This is a genomic window from Arsenicibacter sp. R0_47 (assembly GCF_057652235.1).
Genome location: NZ_JBYFCJ010000016.1, coordinates 1 through 20,716, shown reverse-complemented (window position 1 = coordinate 20,716; position 20,716 = coordinate 1). Strand labels below are relative to the sequence as shown.

16 protein-coding genes are annotated in these 20,716 nt (G+C 46.7%); 1 reads left to right on the top strand and 15 read right to left on the bottom strand.

Annotated features, from left to right (window positions below; translation table 11 throughout):
* Positions 1 to 162: 162 nt before the first annotated feature.
* From AC23NW_RS22285 to AC23NW_RS22215, 15 genes are all read right to left on the bottom strand, one after another.
* Positions 163 to 1,107, bottom strand: a complete 945-nt coding sequence (locus tag AC23NW_RS22285) for a hypothetical protein (RefSeq protein WP_487452147.1) — start codon at positions 1,105 to 1,107, stop codon at positions 163 to 165.
* A gap of 41 nt (positions 1,108 to 1,148) precedes the next feature.
* Positions 1,149 to 1,586: a single-stranded DNA-binding protein gene (locus AC23NW_RS22280; RefSeq protein WP_487452145.1), complete on the bottom strand. Its 438-nt coding sequence runs from the start codon at positions 1,584 to 1,586 to the stop codon at positions 1,149 to 1,151.
* 92 nt (positions 1,587 to 1,678) lie between these two features.
* A complete protein-coding gene (locus AC23NW_RS22275) occupies positions 1,679 to 2,098 on the bottom strand; it encodes a hypothetical protein (protein WP_487452143.1) in 420 nt (139 codons plus the stop codon).
* 425 nt (positions 2,099 to 2,523) lie between these two features.
* Positions 2,524 to 2,985, bottom strand: coding sequence for a hypothetical protein (locus AC23NW_RS22270; protein WP_487452141.1), 462 nt, complete (start codon positions 2,983 to 2,985; stop codon positions 2,524 to 2,526).
* 61 nt (positions 2,986 to 3,046) lie between these two features.
* Positions 3,047 to 3,715, bottom strand: a complete 669-nt coding sequence (locus tag AC23NW_RS22265) for a ribonuclease H1 domain-containing protein (RefSeq protein WP_487452139.1) — start codon at positions 3,713 to 3,715, stop codon at positions 3,047 to 3,049.
* Positions 3,716 to 4,331: 616 nt separating this feature from the next.
* Positions 4,332 to 4,844 (bottom strand): hypothetical protein, encoded by a 513-nt coding sequence (locus AC23NW_RS22260; RefSeq protein ID WP_487452137.1) that lies wholly within the window; start codon positions 4,842 to 4,844, stop codon positions 4,332 to 4,334.
* A gap of 413 nt (positions 4,845 to 5,257) precedes the next feature.
* Entirely contained in the window at positions 5,258 to 11,386 is a 6,129-nt protein-coding gene (locus AC23NW_RS22255) for an LAGLIDADG family homing endonuclease (protein ID WP_487452135.1), read from the bottom strand.
* Positions 11,387 to 12,076: 690 nt separating this feature from the next.
* The gene (locus AC23NW_RS22250) at positions 12,077 to 12,853 is read right to left on the bottom strand and encodes a DUF4326 domain-containing protein (protein WP_487452133.1); all 777 of its coding nucleotides are present in this window, start codon (positions 12,851 to 12,853) and stop codon (positions 12,077 to 12,079) included.
* 54 nt (positions 12,854 to 12,907) lie between these two features.
* Positions 12,908 to 13,141, bottom strand: a complete 234-nt coding sequence (locus AC23NW_RS22245; RefSeq protein ID WP_487452132.1) for a hypothetical protein — start codon at positions 13,139 to 13,141, stop codon at positions 12,908 to 12,910.
* Positions 13,113 to 13,424: a hypothetical protein gene (locus AC23NW_RS22240; protein WP_487452130.1), complete on the bottom strand. Its 312-nt coding sequence runs from the start codon at positions 13,422 to 13,424 to the stop codon at positions 13,113 to 13,115. The genes AC23NW_RS22245 and AC23NW_RS22240 overlap by 29 nt, the downstream gene beginning before the upstream one ends.
* 35 nt (positions 13,425 to 13,459) lie before the next feature.
* Positions 13,460 to 14,071: a hypothetical protein gene (locus AC23NW_RS22235; RefSeq protein ID WP_487452129.1), complete on the bottom strand. Its 612-nt coding sequence runs from the start codon at positions 14,069 to 14,071 to the stop codon at positions 13,460 to 13,462.
* 13 nt (positions 14,072 to 14,084) lie between these two features.
* Positions 14,085 to 14,339, bottom strand: a complete 255-nt coding sequence (locus AC23NW_RS22230) for a hypothetical protein (protein WP_487452127.1) — start codon at positions 14,337 to 14,339, stop codon at positions 14,085 to 14,087.
* A 203-nt stretch (positions 14,340 to 14,542) separates the two neighbouring features.
* Positions 14,543 to 14,671 carry a hypothetical protein gene (locus AC23NW_RS22225; RefSeq protein ID WP_487452126.1) on the bottom strand — a complete coding sequence of 43 codons (129 nt, stop codon included), beginning with the start codon at positions 14,669 to 14,671 and terminating at the stop codon, positions 14,543 to 14,545.
* Between the two features lie 88 nt (positions 14,672 to 14,759).
* Positions 14,760 to 14,915 (bottom strand): hypothetical protein, encoded by a 156-nt coding sequence (locus tag AC23NW_RS22220; protein WP_487452124.1) that lies wholly within the window; start codon positions 14,913 to 14,915, stop codon positions 14,760 to 14,762.
* A 226-nt stretch (positions 14,916 to 15,141) separates the two neighbouring features.
* Positions 15,142 to 17,070, bottom strand: a complete 1,929-nt coding sequence (locus AC23NW_RS22215) for a T9SS type B sorting domain-containing protein (protein ID WP_487452122.1) — start codon at positions 17,068 to 17,070, stop codon at positions 15,142 to 15,144.
* Between the two features lie 161 nt (positions 17,071 to 17,231).
* Between AC23NW_RS22215 and AC23NW_RS22210 the strand changes: the two genes are divergently transcribed.
* Positions 17,232 to 20,660 carry a DUF6443 domain-containing protein gene (locus AC23NW_RS22210; protein WP_487452120.1) on the top strand — a complete coding sequence of 1,143 codons (3,429 nt, stop codon included), beginning with the start codon at positions 17,232 to 17,234 and terminating at the stop codon, positions 20,658 to 20,660.
* Positions 20,661 to 20,716 lie beyond the last annotated feature (56 nt).

Below are 20,716 nucleotides of genomic sequence, written 5' to 3'. Positions count from 1 at the left end.
AGGAGGAGGTATTGGAACGCTCCGGCAAAGAACGGCATCGTCAGTCTACAAATGGTCTCAGATTAACGGAACTGATAGTACGTAGTTTGACCCCTTAACGGGGTTGTAAAACAACGGGTTACCGTTGCTGTGAATACATATTCCGAGGGGCACCGATGGGGGCTACAGCCCCCTGATTCCGCCAATCAACTTCAGGATTAGCTGCCGGTCGGCCTCTCCCAGCAAATCAAGAATGCTGGGGGATAGAAGTGAACCTGTGGTGTTCTCCTGGCTTTTCTCCGCTTGTTGGCGGATCATTCTAAGCCAGAATTTCAGATCATGCTCAATCTCGTCGGCCCACATCAGGTCCCGTGCCTTATAAGCGGTCAGAAAAGTATAAATGAGTGACCCCGAAAGCGTTGGCTCCCCGGCAATACCTCCGATCATCGGGGCGGGGGTGTTTTCCCAGAGTGCCATCAGAAACGGATCGCCCTTGGCATTGAAAACCCGGTTTTGGGGAGTCAGTTTAGTCATGCCCGGCGGAAAAACGGACGAATGAATCAGGTACTCCCAAAACGCCGGATTTCGGGATGATCCGTAATGACGGACGGCCTTTCCCCCGATGAGCACCCCTTCTTTGGCAAATGCCGGTACGTGGTTCTCCAGACTGGTAATCATTTCGGGCAGGTATTTTTCCAGATCAGCCACATAATCATACTCAACGGTGACCAGCCACCAACGGCCCTCTTTGAGGTCGGCGGGGTCAGGCAGGGTAAGCGAATGGGCCTGAAGGTTATATACCTGAATGTCGGCGAACGGTAGCTCATGGTGGTACAGCAGTAAGCGGACGACCAGCGGAACCAGGTGTTCATGTACTTTGCGGAGGTCGGTCCGGTGAAGGACATTCCGTAAGGCTTCGCGGCATAGCGTGATGACCTGTTCTTTGTTGATCTGTCGGATCAGGCTACGTTGTCTCACGGTAGGCGTTAGCTTGACCGTTTTACCCCGCACAATGCTGTAGTTGATCAGCAGACGTGGATAGGGCTGGCCGTCGAGAAGAGCCATCGTAATCCTTTCTGCATCGTCGGGTGTATCAGCCTGAACGGCCATTTGCATACTGTTCTTCATTGCGCTGGGTTTGCCCGGACAGCGGGGGCCGGGATGGGGACTTAAAACGGCAAATCTGACGGTTCATCGTCCCGGTTGGGATAAGGTGGGGGTGTTATGGCTTCGATTTTAACCGAATCGTCCCCGCTTGCCTTGCTACCCTCTGCCTTGCGGCTTTCTAGCTTGGCGAATTTTGAAATTTCAAAATAATGGACAGTTTGTTTTTGGCCATTGGCATCATCGTACTGATCCTGCCGGTAACGACCCTCCACAAACAGCTCGCTGCCTTTTTTAACGTTTTGGTCCTGAAGCTGTTTAACCAGCCGGTTCCAGAATACCAGGTTTACCCATGTTGTATTTTCTTGCCAATCGTCTCCCTTCTTGAAGGACTCGTTGACGGCCAGCGTAGTCCGGCCAACGACGGCTCCGTTATTCCCTACCGCTTTGGTTTCCAGGTCTCTAACGATACGACCAACAAACTGAACTAAATTCTTTTGCATAATTCAAAAGTTTTATATTATGAAAATAACTCTCTGTTTTGGGGCTAAAATTAAAGGAAATAATATATTTTCCCAAATCAATATATTGTTTATCAGGTATATATTACTGCAAGATTGGCAAAAATCATAAAAAAACGAATGTTTTTTTTAATTAAAATACTGTTGTTTTTACTGGGATTATAAACTACCTGTTCCCAGTGCGATTCCCTCGTGTAGTGGCCTTCGATGAGTTGCGGGGCCTCCTCCAGCAGATCTTCGAGTTCGTCCGTGTCGAGTAAGCCCATCCAGCTGCCTGACCGCCCAAAAAATACAAGCTTGCTGAATTCGTATACGTCGAGGCCGTGCCCTGGCTCCTGACGGGTGTTGAGGTTGGTACAGGGTTTTGTGAGGGCTGTTTTCCATGCGTCAGCCTGTTCGGGACCTGCCTTGCCTCCGGGTGTGATCTGGCCTGTGGTTAGTGCCAGCAAGTAGGAGCGGCATGTTCCGATCCATTCGTCCCAAACCAACTGCATTTGGCGTTATCAGTTCCTCTTCAAGTACGGACAGATCGCTTTCCGATCCAATCAGGGGTCGGCAGAGTGCCAGCGCATCCGGGGCTGACAAGGCCCAATGAAGGTTCATCCGGAGTTTTATGAGGATGGCAATAAATTCACCCTCGCCCTGATAGGTTCGAATTGACAGGCAATCGCGCAAGGAAACAAGCGTCTGAATGGCAGGAGCAGCGAAGTCAAGAATGAGTTGACGGGTATCCATCGGTTTTTGTACCAGTTGTACGGCCTGATTTGCCATTTTTCTGAATTTCAATAGTTAAAGATACACTGGGAAACGTCAATATTAAACCATCTCCGGCGACACATTTGCCTTTACTGACCCAATTGATTGAGTTATTCCTGATTTTTTACGTACAAAAACAGGACAAGTTAGATCTGGCAATTTATCAAGTAGCAGCTTTGGAGCGAATGTTCCGGGCTACTTTTTTATCTTGACCGGTGGGCTGCAATACTCCCGCTTTGCTAAGCCACTTCAACCGGCAATCACTGTTGATATAGACGATGTTGGGGATAGCCATGCTATTGGTTTCAGGTAGAATAAAGTGTGTTAGGTGTATTTTGTTCCAGAACGGGCGGGGTTGCTGCGGATCAAACTGAGCATCGGATAGAACCAGAAGCTCGTCGGCCCCCAGTTTTTCGCGTTCCATAAACCGGCGGAGGAATTGCCTGATCTGCCACTGCTGATAGCAGGTATAGTTTACGTCGTCCTGATAATCCGAATGAAAATCCAGTTCAGGTTTGTCGGCTTCGGGGGTTTCTACGACGGTATGATTGCCCTTGATGGGCTGACCGCACTGGTCACAGAATTTAGTAACTACCCGGACCCATTGGTAGGATGTTTTTCGCATGATATTGCCTGTTTCAAAGGGGGTTATTGTCTATTAAACGTCCTTTTTCTCCGGGTTTTGGTTATTTCCGGCCATAATCAGCGGGGTTTTCTCCCCACTCTGTTGTCTCCCATTTAAGCACCCGCACCCCCGTTAGCGCCGTTTCCCTTAGCCATTGTTCGGCGGCAACGATGCGGGTAAGTATCTGTTTTTGCTCTTCGGGCATACCGAACAAAGACCCTTCCCGGATGTTGGTTCGGCAATATTTGTCCCGATACCAGGCTAGCGCGGTTTTGCTGTCGGTGTAGATAGGACAGTTCAGCCTATGCTTCAATACATACCTGGCTGCACTGACCAGCGCCAGAAACTCGCCGATGTTACCCGTTGCTCCTGCCACAGGCTGGGAAGCAAAAATGGTTTTACGCTCGGGCAAGGCAATACACTGGTATTCCATCAGTCCGGTATTGCCCATAAACGAAGCATCCACGACCAGACATGGCATTTCGGCCCCCGGACTACTGAACAGGGTAGGAGCTTGTGACTTTTCGGATTTAGCGGGTCTGCCTGCCAGCATGGGCAAAGCTTGCTTCCACTGATCTGCACCGGCCTTCAGGGCGATCTCTGCCTGCTGACGGGTATCAAACGATTTATAGCGGGGACGGGGAAACTCGTGAATCTGGCGTTTGCAGGTTTCCCAATCGGTAAAGATGCCGGTTTCGCGGCCATGCCAGACAACATAAAACTTGGCCATGTTCAGGTGAACAGGTAACGCCCTGTTCAGGCAATGTGTAAAGCAAATATAGCCGTTTACAGCCAGAAAATCAATCCATAAAGACGTGGGTCATTGGAGCCACTGCCAGTACTTTTTTGGTAAACTGCGTACAAACCATCGGTCGGATAGGTTTCATACGGTTCAATGGAAACTCACTCGAATTCAATGGAATCGACCAACAGACCGTTTGGGGTGAAACCAACAACATCTTCTTCGGCATACAATAAGAGAGGGTCGTTCTTAAAACCTGGTTCCTGATCCGGGACAAAGTAACGGTTCGCTCCGTTGCCGATGGCTTTCTGCTGTAGGAACTGGATGATCTGCTGGCGTATCGTTAACAGGCCAACTCCAAGAGCGTCTGTTTTGTCGGTATAGAGGGGGGGGGCAGTGTTGTGGTTACAGGCATCGTAGTCAGTTATTTAAAGACTAAAATAAGCATAAAGCGCCACATTCAGAACCCTCTATCAGGACAGAAAAAACTCTTATGTCCCAGTTGATTAAGTTGGTTTTGGAGTAGATGCCTGGTAAGGGGTTGTATCTCCCCTTGATTCGGGGTGGCTCTCCACCTTTTCTCACAGGTGGGAAAGCCGACCGATCAGTTCGCCAGAATGGGCATGACGGTTTGGGCCTGACTCATTCCCCAGTTTCGGGATGCTGGCCGCTGGCCGGCCTGTAGTTCGGGGTGAAGGGCCGGATCGGTCTGATAGGTCAGGCTGACGAGCCGGACTTCATCCAAAAAGACCTCCCGCACAATCGGGCCTGTCTGTTGAGGTAACCAATAGCGAACAACTAAGCCGTTGCCGGGTAATTCATCCAGTACGCTCGCATGAATGACCTGTCCTGGCTCCTGTAGGAAACTAAAGCGCATTTCGCCCCGTAACCGGATGGCCTGACCCCGAAGCGGGTAAAGCTGATTCAGCAGATGGCGGTAACGCTGGCGCATCATCCGGAACTCACACGTTCGTAACCGCCGTTCGTCTGGGTCTTCGTTGGTTTCATAGACCGGATAGGAGTCTAATTTCAGTTCGCACTGGGTAATGAATTCATCGAGGTTTTTGAAGTAAACCGGTTCGCCAAAAAGATCAAAAATCTGGTACGATTGATACATGAAATGACTGGGAGTTGTTGTTTACTGGGGTATTTAATATAGGCAAAAATTCATTCCAAAACAAGGTAAACCTATTGAAATATAGGCAAGTATGGGATTGATTCGGGGGCTTTAATCCCTGGCAAACACCCATTTTTTGATTGAGAACACGATTCCCCGGCTGGCCCGGTTGTCAGTGTCCTAAAGATACCACCCTTCGTCGGGGGGATCAATGCCTTGACCACCGAGGGTGAACTTTGATGCCCACTTGGTTCGGACCTGGTTTTGTTACCCCTTGATTCGACCGGACTGGGTAGCTGCTGCGTCCGGTGGGCTACTTCCGGTGGCCGGTTATATGTTCCGGTCGGTCCCAAAAAAAACGGCTACTCAATCCGGTAGCCGTTTTTGGTTTATAAAGCACTAATTGACTTTTTTTATGCCGCCTGTTCCAGAGCTTCCGGCTGAGGTTCGGCCTTTAGAGCCACTACGCCCGATTCTTCCTGCAACTGGCGTTCGAGTTCCTTCACCCGTCCCCGTAAGATCGTCAGTTGCTCGGCTCCGGCGAATGGCTGGGAAAGAATCTGGGAATACTGCTCGATCAGTTTGTTTTGCCTGTCGATGCTGGCCAGTGTGTGTTCGGTTATGCCGAAAAAACGGCTGATGCTGATTTCGATGGACTGAGTAAGTCGGCCCGGCACTTGTACAACTCCGTCCAGGTGACCCCAGTAATATTCTACAACGGCTTCGGTCTGACCCTCAGAAAACCGCTTGTTGCCTTTAAGCGTAAAGAGAACGCCGTTTACCTTGATATGGGCCGTACCGGAGCCATACCGCCGGAAATTATAGTGAATCTTTTCAAAAACGGGTTTCAGGGCTTTTCCAAACTCAGTGGTAAATACCTCGCCGTCAATTTCAATCGCTGTTACGGTTCCCGATTTGTCGAAGTGGTTGTTGAGTACCATTTCTTCGGCCTGTACTTTCGGCAACCGGTCGCTGTAATCGTTCAGGCGGGTATTGGCCTGATAAATCTGCCAGTTGGCCTCTTTCATCCGGCGTATGTAGTTTTTCTCGCTTTGTTCGAGCCGGTTGAGTTCTAAACGCTGACTGACGTACAACAGGGCTGTTTGGGAGCCGCTGAGGGTAGCCATCATTTCATCAAAACTCATGGCCGAAAATTCGTCCTCGCCCGAAACGTCGGTACAGGTGTTTTCCTGCAACTGACCTTTTAAAAGCTGGTTGATGAATTTCTGTTTGAGGGCCAGCCGTCCGTAGGCCGTTGCATCCATTGTCCGGCGAACCCCGTAGGTCAGAATTTCCATCGGTCTGCCCATTGTCGCCAACATATTGCCCTGACGCAATCCACGCCCGTTGCGTTGCTCAAAATCAGTAGGGCGGTTCGGCGCGTCCAGGTGGTGAATCCCACATACCCGGTCCTGCACGTTCACCCCGACACCCATCCGCTCGGTACTTCCCATCAGTACCCGAACGGCACCCGTCCGTACTTTGGCAAAAACAGCCTCCCGTTTTTCGGCCTGTTGGGGTGTAGTAGCTATTTCGTGTTCGGGTATGCCCAGGTTCACCAACAGTCGTTTGAGTTCATCGAAGGCGTTAAAGACCAGATATTCACCCGTCGATGTACCCTCAGCCAGTTCTTCCCCATCCTCCGAATACAGATCGGTAGTCCCGCTGGTGGCTAAAACGGGGGGCGATTGAAATACATCACTAAAGACTAACTGAGTACCGTAGTAGTCGTTGCTTTCGGTATAGAGCCGGTAAATTTCCCGGGCCGCAAACATCAGTTTACCGTTCGTTTCTCCGGCTAAGCGGGGGTCGATCAGCCGGGGGTCAATAGTCACCTTCCGGGCCTGACCGAACATGACCAGGGGGATATGCCCGTTATCACGCTTATCTTTACCAGACAGTTTCTCAAACCATTCCAGGGTAGCTTTGATACGGTTTAACTGGTTGCAAACCTCGTCGGTCATATCAAGCTGAATGCTGGTGTATTTACCGTCTTTAAGCGCGGGAATCAGGTTCGAGCCGTTCGACAGCTTAAACTCGTCTACCTCGTCATTCAGCACTATATCAACGTGTGAGCGGAAAATGTCAATCAACGTCCGCACGTTAATGAATTTGGCAAACCGTTCGACGGCCTTAAACTGGCCTGTCGGTGTCAGTTCAAAGCTGGGTACGACCTGACCGAACGACCCGGCGAAATGGTCAAAGGTGTCGATGTTGGACATTTTCAGCCGGTCGGGGGCAACGTACCGTAACAGCGTCCATGCCTCGGCCATTGTGTTGGAAATCGGCGTTCCCGTTGCCAGTACTACCCGTCCGCCCCGGTTTTGCACTGACCGAATCTTGCACATGGCACTTAACGCCTGTTCACTGCCCTGCGTGTCGATACCTTTAATGCGGGTCCGGTTGGTTACCAGCCCCAGCCGCTTGTAGTTGTGGGCTTCGTCAATGAACAGCGCGTCAATACCCAGTTGCTCAAACGACAGCATATCGTCCGTTTTCCGTAGGGCCTGATTGCTTCGCCGTGCTTCAATCCGTTCTTTGAGGGCGTTCAGCCGCTTTACTGTCCGTTTGGTGGCGGTTCCCCGGCGGCTTTCTTCGGCTTCCATAAGGGCTTCCATGCGTTCAGCTTCTTCGCTGATAAACTCGACCAGGGAAGCTAACTCGTCTGGTATGAGTCGCATCATGCTTTGCGGAATCACCACCGCGTCAACGTCACAATGGGCGACGCGTTGCAGGAATACCCGCCGACCCTCTTTGCTGAAATCGCTGGCAGTCGGGTACATCACGGCGGCATCGGGGTACAATCCTTTCCACGATTCGACAAAGTTTTCCAGCGTGGAGTTCTGAACAACGACCAGAGACTTATTCGCCAGTTTCAGCCGCTTCAATTCCATTGCGCCGGTAACGATGGTGTAGGTATTGTGGGTGACAATATAATCATCTGTCACATATAGCCGCGAGTCGTGAGCAACCGAAATACATTGTGCGTATTTTCTCCCTACCGACCGGACTTCGACAATATAGCGGGTCGGTTTACTATGAGTTCTAGGTTTAAGTTTATTCTGTTTGCGCGCTAGAGTCGTAAAAGGTATTGTTTCAGGGAGATTAATCGTAATTGTGTACGCTTTTTTTCCTTTTTTACGCTCTCCTTTATAACTGTAAGACGACTCCTTTTCCCAGACTGTTGCTACACCACCCAGACTTTGTACTAAGGCAACAACGTCTTTTGCCAGTTGGGTAGAAATTGTAGTATAACTAAGGGTATTTTTTCGTTCATCGGCGTAACCATCGGAGTCGATTAAACCTTGTAATAACCTGATGCGTTTTTCAGTACTATTAATCAGGTAAGCAGTTGGGATAAATTTATCTGCCGCCGTTTTTCCCATTAATCCCAACAGTTTCAAGGATTGACGAATACAGTTTTTAAAGCTATTTTCTTCCTTACCCTGTAATCGGTAATCATATGCTTCTATATGTTTTACCAAAATTGAATCTGGGACCAATTCAGTGATTCGCGTAATAATTTCTTCGTCAGCACTTGAAAAACCCACATATTTTCCCGATAATGAACCGTCACCAAGTAGTATTCCGAGCAGATAAGGATGTATAAGTAATGGTTTCTCGTTAAAAGCAACTGGGTTAACCAAAGGAATCGAGTGGTTTTTTACACCCATCCGACCAACCAAAGTATCTCTAATTTCTTTCAGGGAACGGACTTTTGCTTTAGCACAATCCCATGATTTACCAGCCGTGTTTGAATGACTTTGTTTGGTCCGTTCATAGTAGGTTTGGGTTAACCACAAATGCTCTTCACAACACTCGGCTTTACTTCCATCGGAAAAAATGACTTCAAAAATTTCTTTTTCACCCTGCGGAAAAACTCCTGTTACACAAGTTGGCTTTCCATCAACCGAAATAACCTGGTCGCCAATTTGAATATCACCCATTTTTTTCCATCCATCAGGCGTTAACACGTTTGCGTCTAAGGGTTGAGCTTTCCCGCTTCCAACACCGTGCGCCAAACAAGTGTCCTGCGCCTTAATCCGTTCTACTCCCCGTTTCTGGTGCTTGCGTAGGGTAATACTGGTGACGGCTCCGGGATAGTGCTGTTTTTGGGGTAACTCATAAGGCCGGTCAACCCAAACGTTAAACGTTTCGTTGTATGCCGTTTCGACGGCGGATTGCCAGTTTCCGGTAACGTACTCGGTAAAGAGTTCATTAAGGGCTTCCTGCTGGCCAATGGCTTCGGCGGTGGCCTCGGGGTCGTTAACCTGTTTTGGCTTTCCATCCTCCCCGTACACCGTTTTGGTGACGTTCACCGAACGGCCATTGAGTGCCTTTTCAAGCAATTCATGGGCGGGTAGTTCTTTGGTGCCAAGCGTTTTGTTCTCTACCGAACCCGAATAATCACAGTCTTTTAATTCAAATAACCGGCTCCGCTCGTTATAGGTCACTACGCCTTTTTCAATCTTTAACACCGTCTGCACGAACCCCGTAAATACTTCGGTCGGAATCCAGCTTGACGACAGCGTAAAGGTCAACAGCATGAACGGAATCGGCATGGGCCGGGCGGCTTCCAGTGCTTCTACATTGCGCTCAAACCGGCTATCGGTCTGGGCGGCATTCCGGGCCGCTTTGATCTTCTCGACCACATTGCCCGATAAATAGTCGGTTCTGGCAATCAGTCGGTTTGGCTGGCCGGGGGTACGGAAGGCATGATTTGCCTTAATCAGACCCTCAATCACCTCGTCGGCGCTGATCGACAGCCACCCGGCCATACGTTCCGTATGCAGATACCCGTATTGCCAGGCTGACAGAGTAATCGCATCCTCCAGGGATGAAACCGTAGTCACCGGTCCTTCCCCCTGTAGGGAGTGAAAGAAAATGTCTGACTTCGCCCAGCGGCCCCCTTTCTGTACTTCCAGGGCTTGAATCAGGGCAAAATAAGGGTCGTAGCTATGGAGAAACTTTAACGCTTTGTTTTTGCTGAGAACCCCGAAATGGGCCACAAACGTATCGTACTGAGCCGTCAGGGCTTCGCGGTAGGTTTCACTCTGCGCCCCGCCTTCGGCTGACCGTAGATCAAAATAGGCCGTCTTGATCGCTTCGTACTTCTCAATGATAAAGCTCTGCCGGTACATATGGCTCCCGATCTTGACCATTGCGGTAAACGTTCCGGCCTTTTCCTTGTCCCGCTTGATCTTGACAATCCGTTGAGTGTCGAGTTCGGGCAGGGCTTCAATGGCGGGGGTCAGATCAACTAAAGCCGGTTGTTCATGGTAACAAATCACATGATCGCCCCGGTACATACCACCCCCGATTTCACTATTGAGTACCAGATTGCCAAGTACCTGACCGGGGTTTTGCTCATAATACTCATTGGCAAAAATCTGCTTGACCCGTGCTGGCTCATTGAGGTCAAGGCTGGTATCAATAACCGAACGAATCAGGGAGATACGGCCATAAGGGTTATTAAACCGCCGGGCAATACCCGACTGTTTAACCAGAAACAGCACATCGGTACTCACTTCTGTACCGGCATCGGCCTTGAAATAACCCGATGGTAGGCGGAACCCTCCGGCCAGCTCCATGCGGCCTTCACTTGCCAGCCATTGCCGGAACCCGGCATCTTTGTTGTCCATCGTTCCCGTTGAGGTAACGACGGCCATAATACCACCCTCCCGTAATAACAGGGCCGACTTGCCAATAAAATAGTTGTGAATGTCAAACTTGGTCAGGTGCCGGTAGTTGGCATCTGAAACGCGCAACTGCCCGAAAGGAACATTTGTAATCACCAGATCGAAGCTCTCCGGCTCTACATCAGCCCCTTCAAACGGGCCAATCTGTACGTTGGCATCCGGAAAAAGCATCTGGCAAATCTGGCCGCTCATTTTATCTTTTTCCACCGCAGTAACCCGGCTCCGGCGTACCAGTTCCTCCGGCATTAGCCCCAGATAATACCCGATGCCGCAAGCTGGCTCTAAAATGTCGCCCCCCTGAAAACCCAGCCGCTGAACCCCTTTCCACATGGCCTCAATGAGGGCGGGTGGGGTGTAATAGGCTGTTAGGGTTGAGGATTCAGCCGCTTTGTACTCGTCCGGGGTCAACGTCGATTTCAACAACATTGCCGCCGAACCATATTCTTTCACCCATGAAGCCAAAGCACCATACGGCTCCTTGTTCTGCTCCTGACAATATTGCCAGTCTTTGAAATGAATACCATTGAACACGTTCGCCAGACCGCCCCAGCCAACAAAACGCATCAGCGCGTCTTTATCGGTGCTATTTCCCGACCGCACCGCTTCAATCGCCCGTAGGTTGGCCGCAAGCCGGGCCGAATCGGACTTAGGAATAAAATTGGCGGGAAAAAATGTCCAGTTCAGGGGTTTGTCGGATGCCGCTAAAGCCTCGATGATGGGACTTTCCTGCTGACTGCTGATCGCCTGATTTAGATTCAGGGTATCAATTCCGGCAAAAAGATCGAAAAGTGAATACTGGCCGGGTGTCGCCAGAATGCTTCCTTTTTTTGTCTTAACGGTCATAATGAACGGGGTTCTTTAGTGCTTTGTGTTTACCTTTTCAACACTATAAAGATACCCCCGAAATGACCCCAAAACAATGCTAACTAATTGTATATCAACTTTTTATCTCCCTGTTGTTTCTCTTTTGATTGGCGGGGTTAGGACATAGATTTCGCGTTAAGCAGACCCCGCCCCGGCAAGGATCATTCATCATAATGCCTAGTATTGGTGCCCCTTGATTCGCTACCCCGCCGTAGCGATCTGAAGAGATCCAGCCTCCACCTGTGCCTTTCAACCCCCAACTGAACCGGCTGCTCCGGTGTCGTTTGGCCACCCGGAACGGGTTACAAAACTGGTGACCCATTCCGGCGCAAAATCGCGGGTCTCGTTCGTGATTTTGTCACATTTCGGACCGGGATTTGGGGAGCAACTGGCTTTTTGGGGGCGGCAATCCGAACGGTTCAATGCAGATTGAACATTGGCAAGCACCGGGCCACGCTTATTTTAAAAAAGAGTAAGTATCCGATAACGAGGCATATGTGATCATTGCTCAGTCATTCCCTATGTAAATCGAAACCGGAAATGTGACAGGACATGCGTTGTGTCACACGTCAGGAGATGAATGCGTGATTTTGCCACTTTTGCCAAGAAAAAAAGGATATAAAGAGCTTATATATAGCTTATTACGGTTACAGTGCCCGGCATAACGCTTCAGCATAACTGCGTTAATTCCGCCCATTCGGCTAGGGTATCTCCGTGGCAGGCGAGGGGTTTGCACCAGCATCCCAGGATCTGGCCGGCGAGGGTGGGCAGGCGTTCGATCAGCTCCGGCTGATACAGTAGGAACTGCCGGTGGCTGGCAATAGCTTCCTCACGGGTGGCGACCTTGTATTGGGCCTGGGTGTCTTTTTGCTGTTGATGGGTAAACGGGTTGCCCCAAATCGAGGGTCGGCCAATCTGGACCGTACAGGGGCTTTTCTTTTGATGGACCACTTTGGTTGTGAAAGCCCCTTCGCGATGATTGAGCAGATGAGCCAGCATCGCGGCTTGATTGATGGGCGACCGGGCAAAGCAATCTGTCAGTAGTCCGCCCTTTGCCAGGCCCTTGCTGCGAAGTTCCTCCATCAGAAGGGGATTTAGCGCGGTCCAGGTGCGCCATAGTTCGTAATAGAACAGGGTTTGCTGGAGTCGGCTGATGGGGTGTCGGGGGGGCTTGGCTTTGCCGGACCGGACATCGGTATACCCTTTTACGCCTATCTGGTAGACCTCTTCAATCGTTGCCTGTTGGCGTAAGGGGCGGATGGCGGTGGGTAAACAGACCTGGGTGCCTTTAGGCAATACGGCCCAGAACGCACTAAACCGTCGATCTCCCCGGCTGGACACTTCATAACCGTCCGTGTGGCCTTCAAGCCAGCGAAAGGGGTAGCGACGGGGTTGGGAGGAGGCTGCGTCCTCCGGAAAGAGTAGTAGTTGCGTGTGTTCTGCCATCAGCGGTTTAGGTAAGGTCTGGCACAACAATGCCGTTCCGGTTCATCCAGTAGATCACTTCGCCCTGTGGCGATAGGTCTCGGCATTGTTGTGCTTCAGTACTGGCTCCCTTGTGGATCTATACACCGTTAGTTGCAGGCCTTTGCGCCCTTTTCCGGGCCTGCGGAGTCTGCCGATCTTGCGGTCGGTGTTAACCACTGTGGATTCCACGACCGCCAGGTATCTGGCCTCTTCCAGAATCCGGGCCAGGGCCTTCAGACTATATCGACGGGCTTTGGCTGGGTACATGGCCTACTTGATGGTCGTTCACGAAACCTTCCAGGAATCCCATCCGAAATTGGCTTCTCAGTCCAACCTGACTCACCCAGCGATCCAGAGCGGGGAGGATTTGTTGACAGAAAAGGAGGTTGGCCCTGATCCATTCGGGGGTCAATACAATACCGCTGAGAATGATTTCAACGGCAAGGGGGGTAAGATTGTCTATATTTTCCAGAACAGTCGCTTGAAACGCTTCGCCGTTTCCTTCGGTGGTGAGCAGCTCGTTTAGCTTCTGGCATTGGTCCCAGTTCATGATGTCTTTTTCGTTAGATGGTGATAGTTTTGCTGTCAGACCAGTGCTGCTACCGGATAGATGGCTTGTAGGGCCTGATACAGGCGTTCGGTCTGCTTGTACAGGTAGGTGTTGGTGCCCGTCAGAAACGGCATCTGGTGCGGAATATCCCGCAGTATTCGAACCGCCCTGCGGCCTACTATGGCCGGGTCTGCCCCTAATAACCGGCTCAGGTTATCGCTGAGGCAGCACAACCGAATCGTTGCAGCCGCTTCGCTCAGTGGCTTTGCATAGAGGGGCTGGTCCTCTACCCGTTCGGAATAATCCCGGGATTGAACGTGCGGAAGCTGCGGATAATACGGATCGTGTATCTCATCCAGTAAACGCCAGGCAATCGCCAGCGACTCTGCCCGATTTCGGGAGTTCCGGTACAGGCAATCCAGAAAGGCAATCAGGTCATCCTGTGTCAGCAGACTATCGTAAAGCAGATCGTGAAAGGCCGCAACCGGTACGGCCATTGATTCCTCGCCGAGATATAGGCGGACCTGATCCGTGACGGCCCGAACATGGTCGATAAAGGGATGGTGACCAGCCATCAGTTGTACGTCTGAATGGTAAAGGGTGGCCAGTTGAAGGCAGGCCTCTGTTCTTGGTGAAAATACATCCATGAGCATGAAAGGGTTAATTCCGGCAATTGGTACAGGTTTCTGTGGGTTCGTCCATATCGTCCAGTAGTTCATACGAATCGACCCACCAGCCGCAGGTTGGGCAACATTCCAGGTTGCGTTCCGCCATCGATTCCTCTACGTCTTCGATGTCACAATCCAGTTCAAAGCAGTCAAGAGCTGCCTGCGCCGAGTTAGCCGTCCCCTGCAAAAACGCATGAATCTCTATCCACTTATCGTCGGCCGTTTGTTGGGTTGGTTTATTTTCCATCGCACGTTGTGTCAAAGCCCACAATGCCCATATTCAATATATGAATAATCTGGGAGTTTATGATTTGTAAAATTCAATAAATGTTGGTAAAAATTTAATGTGATCCTCCTCTATAAAACAAATGATTTATTAAATCTGGCTTCGCAACCAGGCAACTCAACTGTTGGTTCCTCTGCGAGGTGATTTCCAGTAAGGTTGAGGTTTTACTGGGTCAACAGGATGGCCGTCGGATGTGCGTAGGAAGACTTCTGGAAGCGGGGTGTTCCGTGGACGGTGAGGGAAAAAGCAGCCATCCTTGTTACTTTTTCGTTTATGGAGTATATAGTAAGCATAGTAGAGTAGAATTTAAAGTGCATGAAAATTTTATGGGTTAGGGTACAAAACCCCGCTTCGGTTGAAGGCGGGTTTTTTTGATGGCTTTCAGAGACATCGGAAACGGTTAACAAACCGGGTGGCGATGCGCTGACCGGAATAGGAATTCTCCCAGACGCTGAGGGATTCGTCCCACGTCGGCTCAGTAAACGACTCCCGCTGGGTGTCCAATTCATTCAGCCGTTTACTGAGCTGGTAATGCATTAGTTTTCATAGGCAAATGTTGCTGACCGGATTACGCCCCGGATCGGGCTTTATTGGTTTATCTATATAACGTCTCGCTGGCCCGTTCCTATCCCTGAATAGGCCGATATAAATTGAGCCATGTGCGCCGATTGAATCAGATCCTGCAGTGGCGCACATTGCTCACTTTACGCTGGCCTAATCATTTATGGAGCGGATTAGTTAAAAAAATGAATTCAAGCCAGATTTAACGTAACACAGTCACATATCCTTTATAAACAATTCCTCCTGGTGATGTTTGAATTTGATATACAAAAACGCCTACATCCACAAAATCTCCCTCATATTTCCCATCCCAAAAAATCATTGATTTAGTCGATGTAAATATTTTCCCCCCCCACCTGTTGAACACACTAATTTCAATTTGAGGATACTGGCTTATATTCTTGATTTCCCATATATCGTTTATACCATCACCGTTAGGAGTAAAGACAGAAGGAATAAAAATAGTTGTAGGTAAACAATCAGATCGATAGCTAATTCTGTATGGCAAGGAAAGAGTAATGCAATTATATTCATTTTTTACTTTTATATTATATATACCACTATCTTTAGCCATAATAGTTGACGTTAATCCTACAATATTACCATTATGGTACCATTGGTAGGTCCATCCAACCTGATTTGGAACTTGCAGTTGAAAAGTATCTTGTGGACAAGTTTCTAATGATACTGGTTGTGGTAATTGCGGTGCTGGCACTTGATTTAGATTAAGACTGTCACTAGGAAATCTACACGACCCATTTGTCATAGTTGCCATTAATACATAAGTACCTGGTTGGTCTACTGTCAGTGAAGCTTGGTTAGATAATAATATATTCTGCCGATACCAAGCAATTGTAAATGAAGTAAGTAATGTCGTTGTCAGCGTTATGGATTCGCCTTCACAGAGGTTTTTAGAAGAAGTGCTTATTTTTGGTACGTCTGATGGAACATATCGTTCTACCAATACATCTTTCGAAACAGTATCACTAATACATCCTTTACTAGATTCTTTCCTTACTCTATATATACCAGGTTGAGAAACCCAAATCCCTGTCCCAATTGCGTTTAACAATGGTTTTTGGTCACGTTCCCATTGTATTAACCAGTTGTTACTGTTATTCGTTGTTAAAAGAATACTATCTCCTAAACAAAGTGACAATTTTTGAACAGGATTTCCCTTGTTAGAGATAATAGGTACAGCATCAGATATACAATTTGTTACTGGTATTTGAAACTCATGCCGAACACTACCAATTTTTTCCCCATTACGATATTTTTCACAAATTACTGCAATGGAGTAGGAGCCTATCTGATTAGGATTCATACTTAATATACCTGTATTTTCCCCAATAGTTACGGGGTTTTTACTCGGAATTAGATTGGTAATACTATAACCTGTTGCATATGGCAGTGTTTGGTAAGGACCAGGTTGTGGAAAACCAATCGGGTTATTAATTGTCGTAAATCCTTTTAGAGGTTCAACTAAACGGTATGTCAACTGATCGCCATCCGAATCATTGGCTTGAAAATTATAGGTAAATGATTTCCCATTACAAGCAATTCCCCCAGAAAAGACAGGAAACTCAGGTAGTGAGAAAGCAACAGGCTGACCATTTACCGACAACCTTGGTAATTCAGCTTCAAGCAACATATTTGCTAACTCAGAATTGGCAATATTCGTCACTCCTTGATTACGACAACATCGGTCCCAAATCATATAGTATCCATCCTTGTCTTCATAATCAGCGGGATTCAATGTAACAACAGCATCGTATGTAAAAGCTCGAACAGACAGCCCTAAGCTATCCGCACAGCCTTTTTTAGCATAAACGATATCGTCATATCTACGAAAAGACAAATAAAAATATGAGACTGCCTTATTGTCGCTTTTTCGAAAAACTTGCATGTCATGATTCCCAATCTCAAGATAATCTTGATCTATTAATGTTAATTTATTTATATCTACATAAATACGCACTTTCACTTCAAACTTAAATCCACCTAGGTCAAGTTGTTTCATACCTACTGTAGCTCCGTATATGTAATTTGCATAACAACTATATGAAGGCAGTAGTACGCTAAAAAAAATAAACAATTTTAACCGTAAAGTATAAAAAAACAACTCTCTCATAATCAATTATTTATTGATAAATACTTGCGTTCTAAAAAATATCTTTACATAAAATTAAGTAACCAACTTGACATATAATAATATTGTAAGTAGTATTACTAAAAAAAAGGTAACTATAGTCCATGCTTTAACTCTAGAATAAGTAACCATTCCATAATCACATGAAGACTAATATCCACAGTATTTTAATAATCTACTTGTTGTTTATAGCTATCAACCCTTCTAAAGCAGTTGCTGACGTTAGAACTTTAGGTAAAGTTGCAAAAGAAATAGGTCGATATTCTGACGAAAAACCCGACGAAAAAGTAAAATACAGCATTAATCCAATACAGATTAAAGCACCGTTACCTATAAAGCCAAATTTACGCCTTTCGCCAGACCCTATCCGATTTTCAATTCAGTGTGACAAGGATAGTATTACTAAAGGTGAGTTATTTACAATCACGTTAACAGCGGAATTATTACCAATTACTTCTTCAATGCTTTTCTTTTTTGAAGAGCAAAAGGGATTTAGTTTAAATCTACTGCTACCTAAGGGTTTTGTTCAGACTGGCGGGGACTATTTCCCTTATATAAGTGACAAGTTGTCTCCCGACAGTAAAAAAAGTATCAGTTATACGGTAAAAGGCTATCTTGATGATGTAAGTCAATCAGCAACTTTTACTCTTTTGCGAGGCCCAAAAGATGCTACTTCAAATAGTTTATTTGAGAGAAAAGGAGCAGTTACATTATGGCAGAAATACACTTCTATAAATTCGGGAAAGCCAGCTAGCCGCCAAGCCTTAGTATGCACAGTTAAAGATCAAATTGATGGGTTATTATTTGGAAAAAACCAGCAAGGTCTTTTTGTAATCAAAGTCTTAACTAAATCAAGTGCTTCTGGTATCGTTTATAGTTTGGATAACGCTAATTTTCAAACAAGCAATATCTTAACGACCTCTGCAATTGCAGGTAAAGTTTATTTTAGATACGCAGCAGATACGGCTTGTAAATCCAGCTTAAACTTTAACCTAGTTCCTTTTATAAGCTCCAACAATTCCTCAACAATAAATAAAACTGCAGGTACTTGTGGAGTTGAAGGGTTTTCTGTTTCCCCTTATCCTATTTGCAAACTGAATAATAATGAATTTACAATAAGTTCTGTTTTAAATAATTGGTCAGGTTGTTCAGAATTAAGTGTGCAACAAATTCAAAACGGAGTTCTAAGCATAATCAAAACATTAACCGCCGGAGATTTGATCAACAATCAAGGCTTCATACAATTATCTTTCCAAGGTACTGTACCTGAAACAATCATTTTTCGATGTGATTGTTCTGGTAATTATCAAGGCTGGTTTGTAGATCTTGGAAATTTAAGTGTTACTACTCCAAACGATCAAGTAGTTACATTATCAGATGGTCTCCCTGCATCTCGTAGTGGATGCCAAAGCGTAACTTTTAATGTTAGTGGATGTGCCAATAACTCCGTATATCTTTTACGTAAACCAAATAACACTTATACAGAAATAAACAGTACAGGTGTATTCACTATAGCGCCTGGAGCCACTGGGAGTTTCCCATATAGTATTGAATGTCTTGATGCTTGTGGGCAGTTCACATCAAATCCCCTTAACGTTACCGCTAATATTACTCATCTCAACTCCCCTACTATTGCTTCTAGTTCAAGTAACACCTTAAGTATTGGGAGTACTTTATCGCTTACAGCAACTGGAAGCTGTTCTAATGGAACAATTACCTGGTATAGAGGTAACTCCCTTTCAATTGCTACTGGTCCAGTCCTGAGTTATACGGGTATTCAAACAACTACTTTTTTTGCCCGTTGCATCCAAAATCAATGTAGTAGTCCAAATTCAAATAGCATTACTATTACTGTTTTACCTTTTTCTGTTAGCCCAAGCTCGTTAAATATCTGTCCAGGATCACTATTTACACTAACATCATCTGGGTGTGGGGTAGGAATAACTTGGTATAATGTAACAGATGACGTGGTCTATACAAACACGACGTCAAGCCTTAGCACATCATTAACTATTACTAGTCTTATAAAAGCAACCTGTGGAAGCGGACAAAATGCACCGAATGCTTTTATACAGGTAACCATGAGCTCCCCTAATATAGCCTTTACCTCAACAACGGCTTGTACAGGCAGCCCTGCCGGGCAAATATCAGTAGGAATTTCAAATCCAAGTAACGATTTTATTGATTACAGGTATCGATTAGAAAGTTTAGATGGCCAGACTGTTTTTACCAATTGGGGTATAAATCCAAATGCATTTACATATACATTCTCAAACTTAGTAAATGGCAGCTATCGCATAAAGGTAGTCAAAGGCAGTCCAACAGATTGTGCCGCTTCAGCTATTGTAACAATTAATTGCGAGTGCGGAATTACCGTTAATGGTTTGCCTGCTTCTAATACTGTTTTAATTGGCAATCTATTAAGCCTTACGGCAGTCCGACCCCAAGGTATGGGTTCTTCCACTCCATTAATTTGGTCTGGACCAACTGGAAGTAATTTTTTTGTCCAAAGTCCAACTAATACCACAGTAACTAGCTATTCAATTCTTGGCGATATCGCTTACATAGCACCTAATGCTATTGGAACCTTTAAATTAAGAATAAGTAATCAAGCTGTACCGTCCTGTTACAATGATTATTCCCTGACTGTTCTGCCATTTGCCTGTGGTTGCACCGATTGTGATCTTCCAGCATTAGTCAATACTGATAATTTATCTGTGTTCCATGCTGCATCTACCAATCAAAACTTCGTTGTAGAAACGGTTTACCTCAATACCGCTGGTTCTCATTTCAATCAGACAGTTTCTTATTTTGATGGATTAGGACGTCCAACCCAACAAGTACAGATTGCTTCTGGCGGTAGTGCTTATACCCAGAGTGGTCCGGGTCAAGATATTGTCACCATACAGGAATACGACACAGTTGGGCGACAGGTCAGGAAATACTTACCGATTACTCAGTCAAGTAACAGTGGTGCATTCAGGACAACCATACAGGCTTCAACGATTAACTCCTACTATAATAACACTCTTGAAAGACCAGGTAACGCGTTTACTAGTATAAACTATGAAGCTTCTCCACTTAATCGCGTATTAAGCCAAACTGCTCCTGGAAGTACTACAGTGGTGACAATGACTCAGCGAACTAATTCAACAGCTGATGCGGTAAAGTTACTTACTTATGTATTTTCGACTTCTACTGTAAATGTTTCAAGCTATAGTGCTAACGCATTAATAGTCACTGAAATCACAAACGAAAATAATCAGAAGACAACAGAATATAAGGATAAACAGGGAAGAGTTATCTGCCGTGATATTGCAGGACTCAAAACATATTATTGTTACGACGATATAGGTCAACTACGATGCGTTATACCTCCTAAAGCCATAGGCTTATTAAACAATACAAGCATAACTCCTTTTGATGGTGCTAATGATCTTTTGTTTGCCTATTATTATGATAATCGAGGGAGACTTACAAGAAAAAAAGTACCTGGTTCAGGGATTACTACTCTTGCCTATGATAATCAGGATCGCCTTATAAACACTACATGTCCTTACCCCGTTATATGAGCCAGTTTTGACTGGAGTTTAAGCCGCCTGTCGGTATTCGACCGGTGTCATAAACT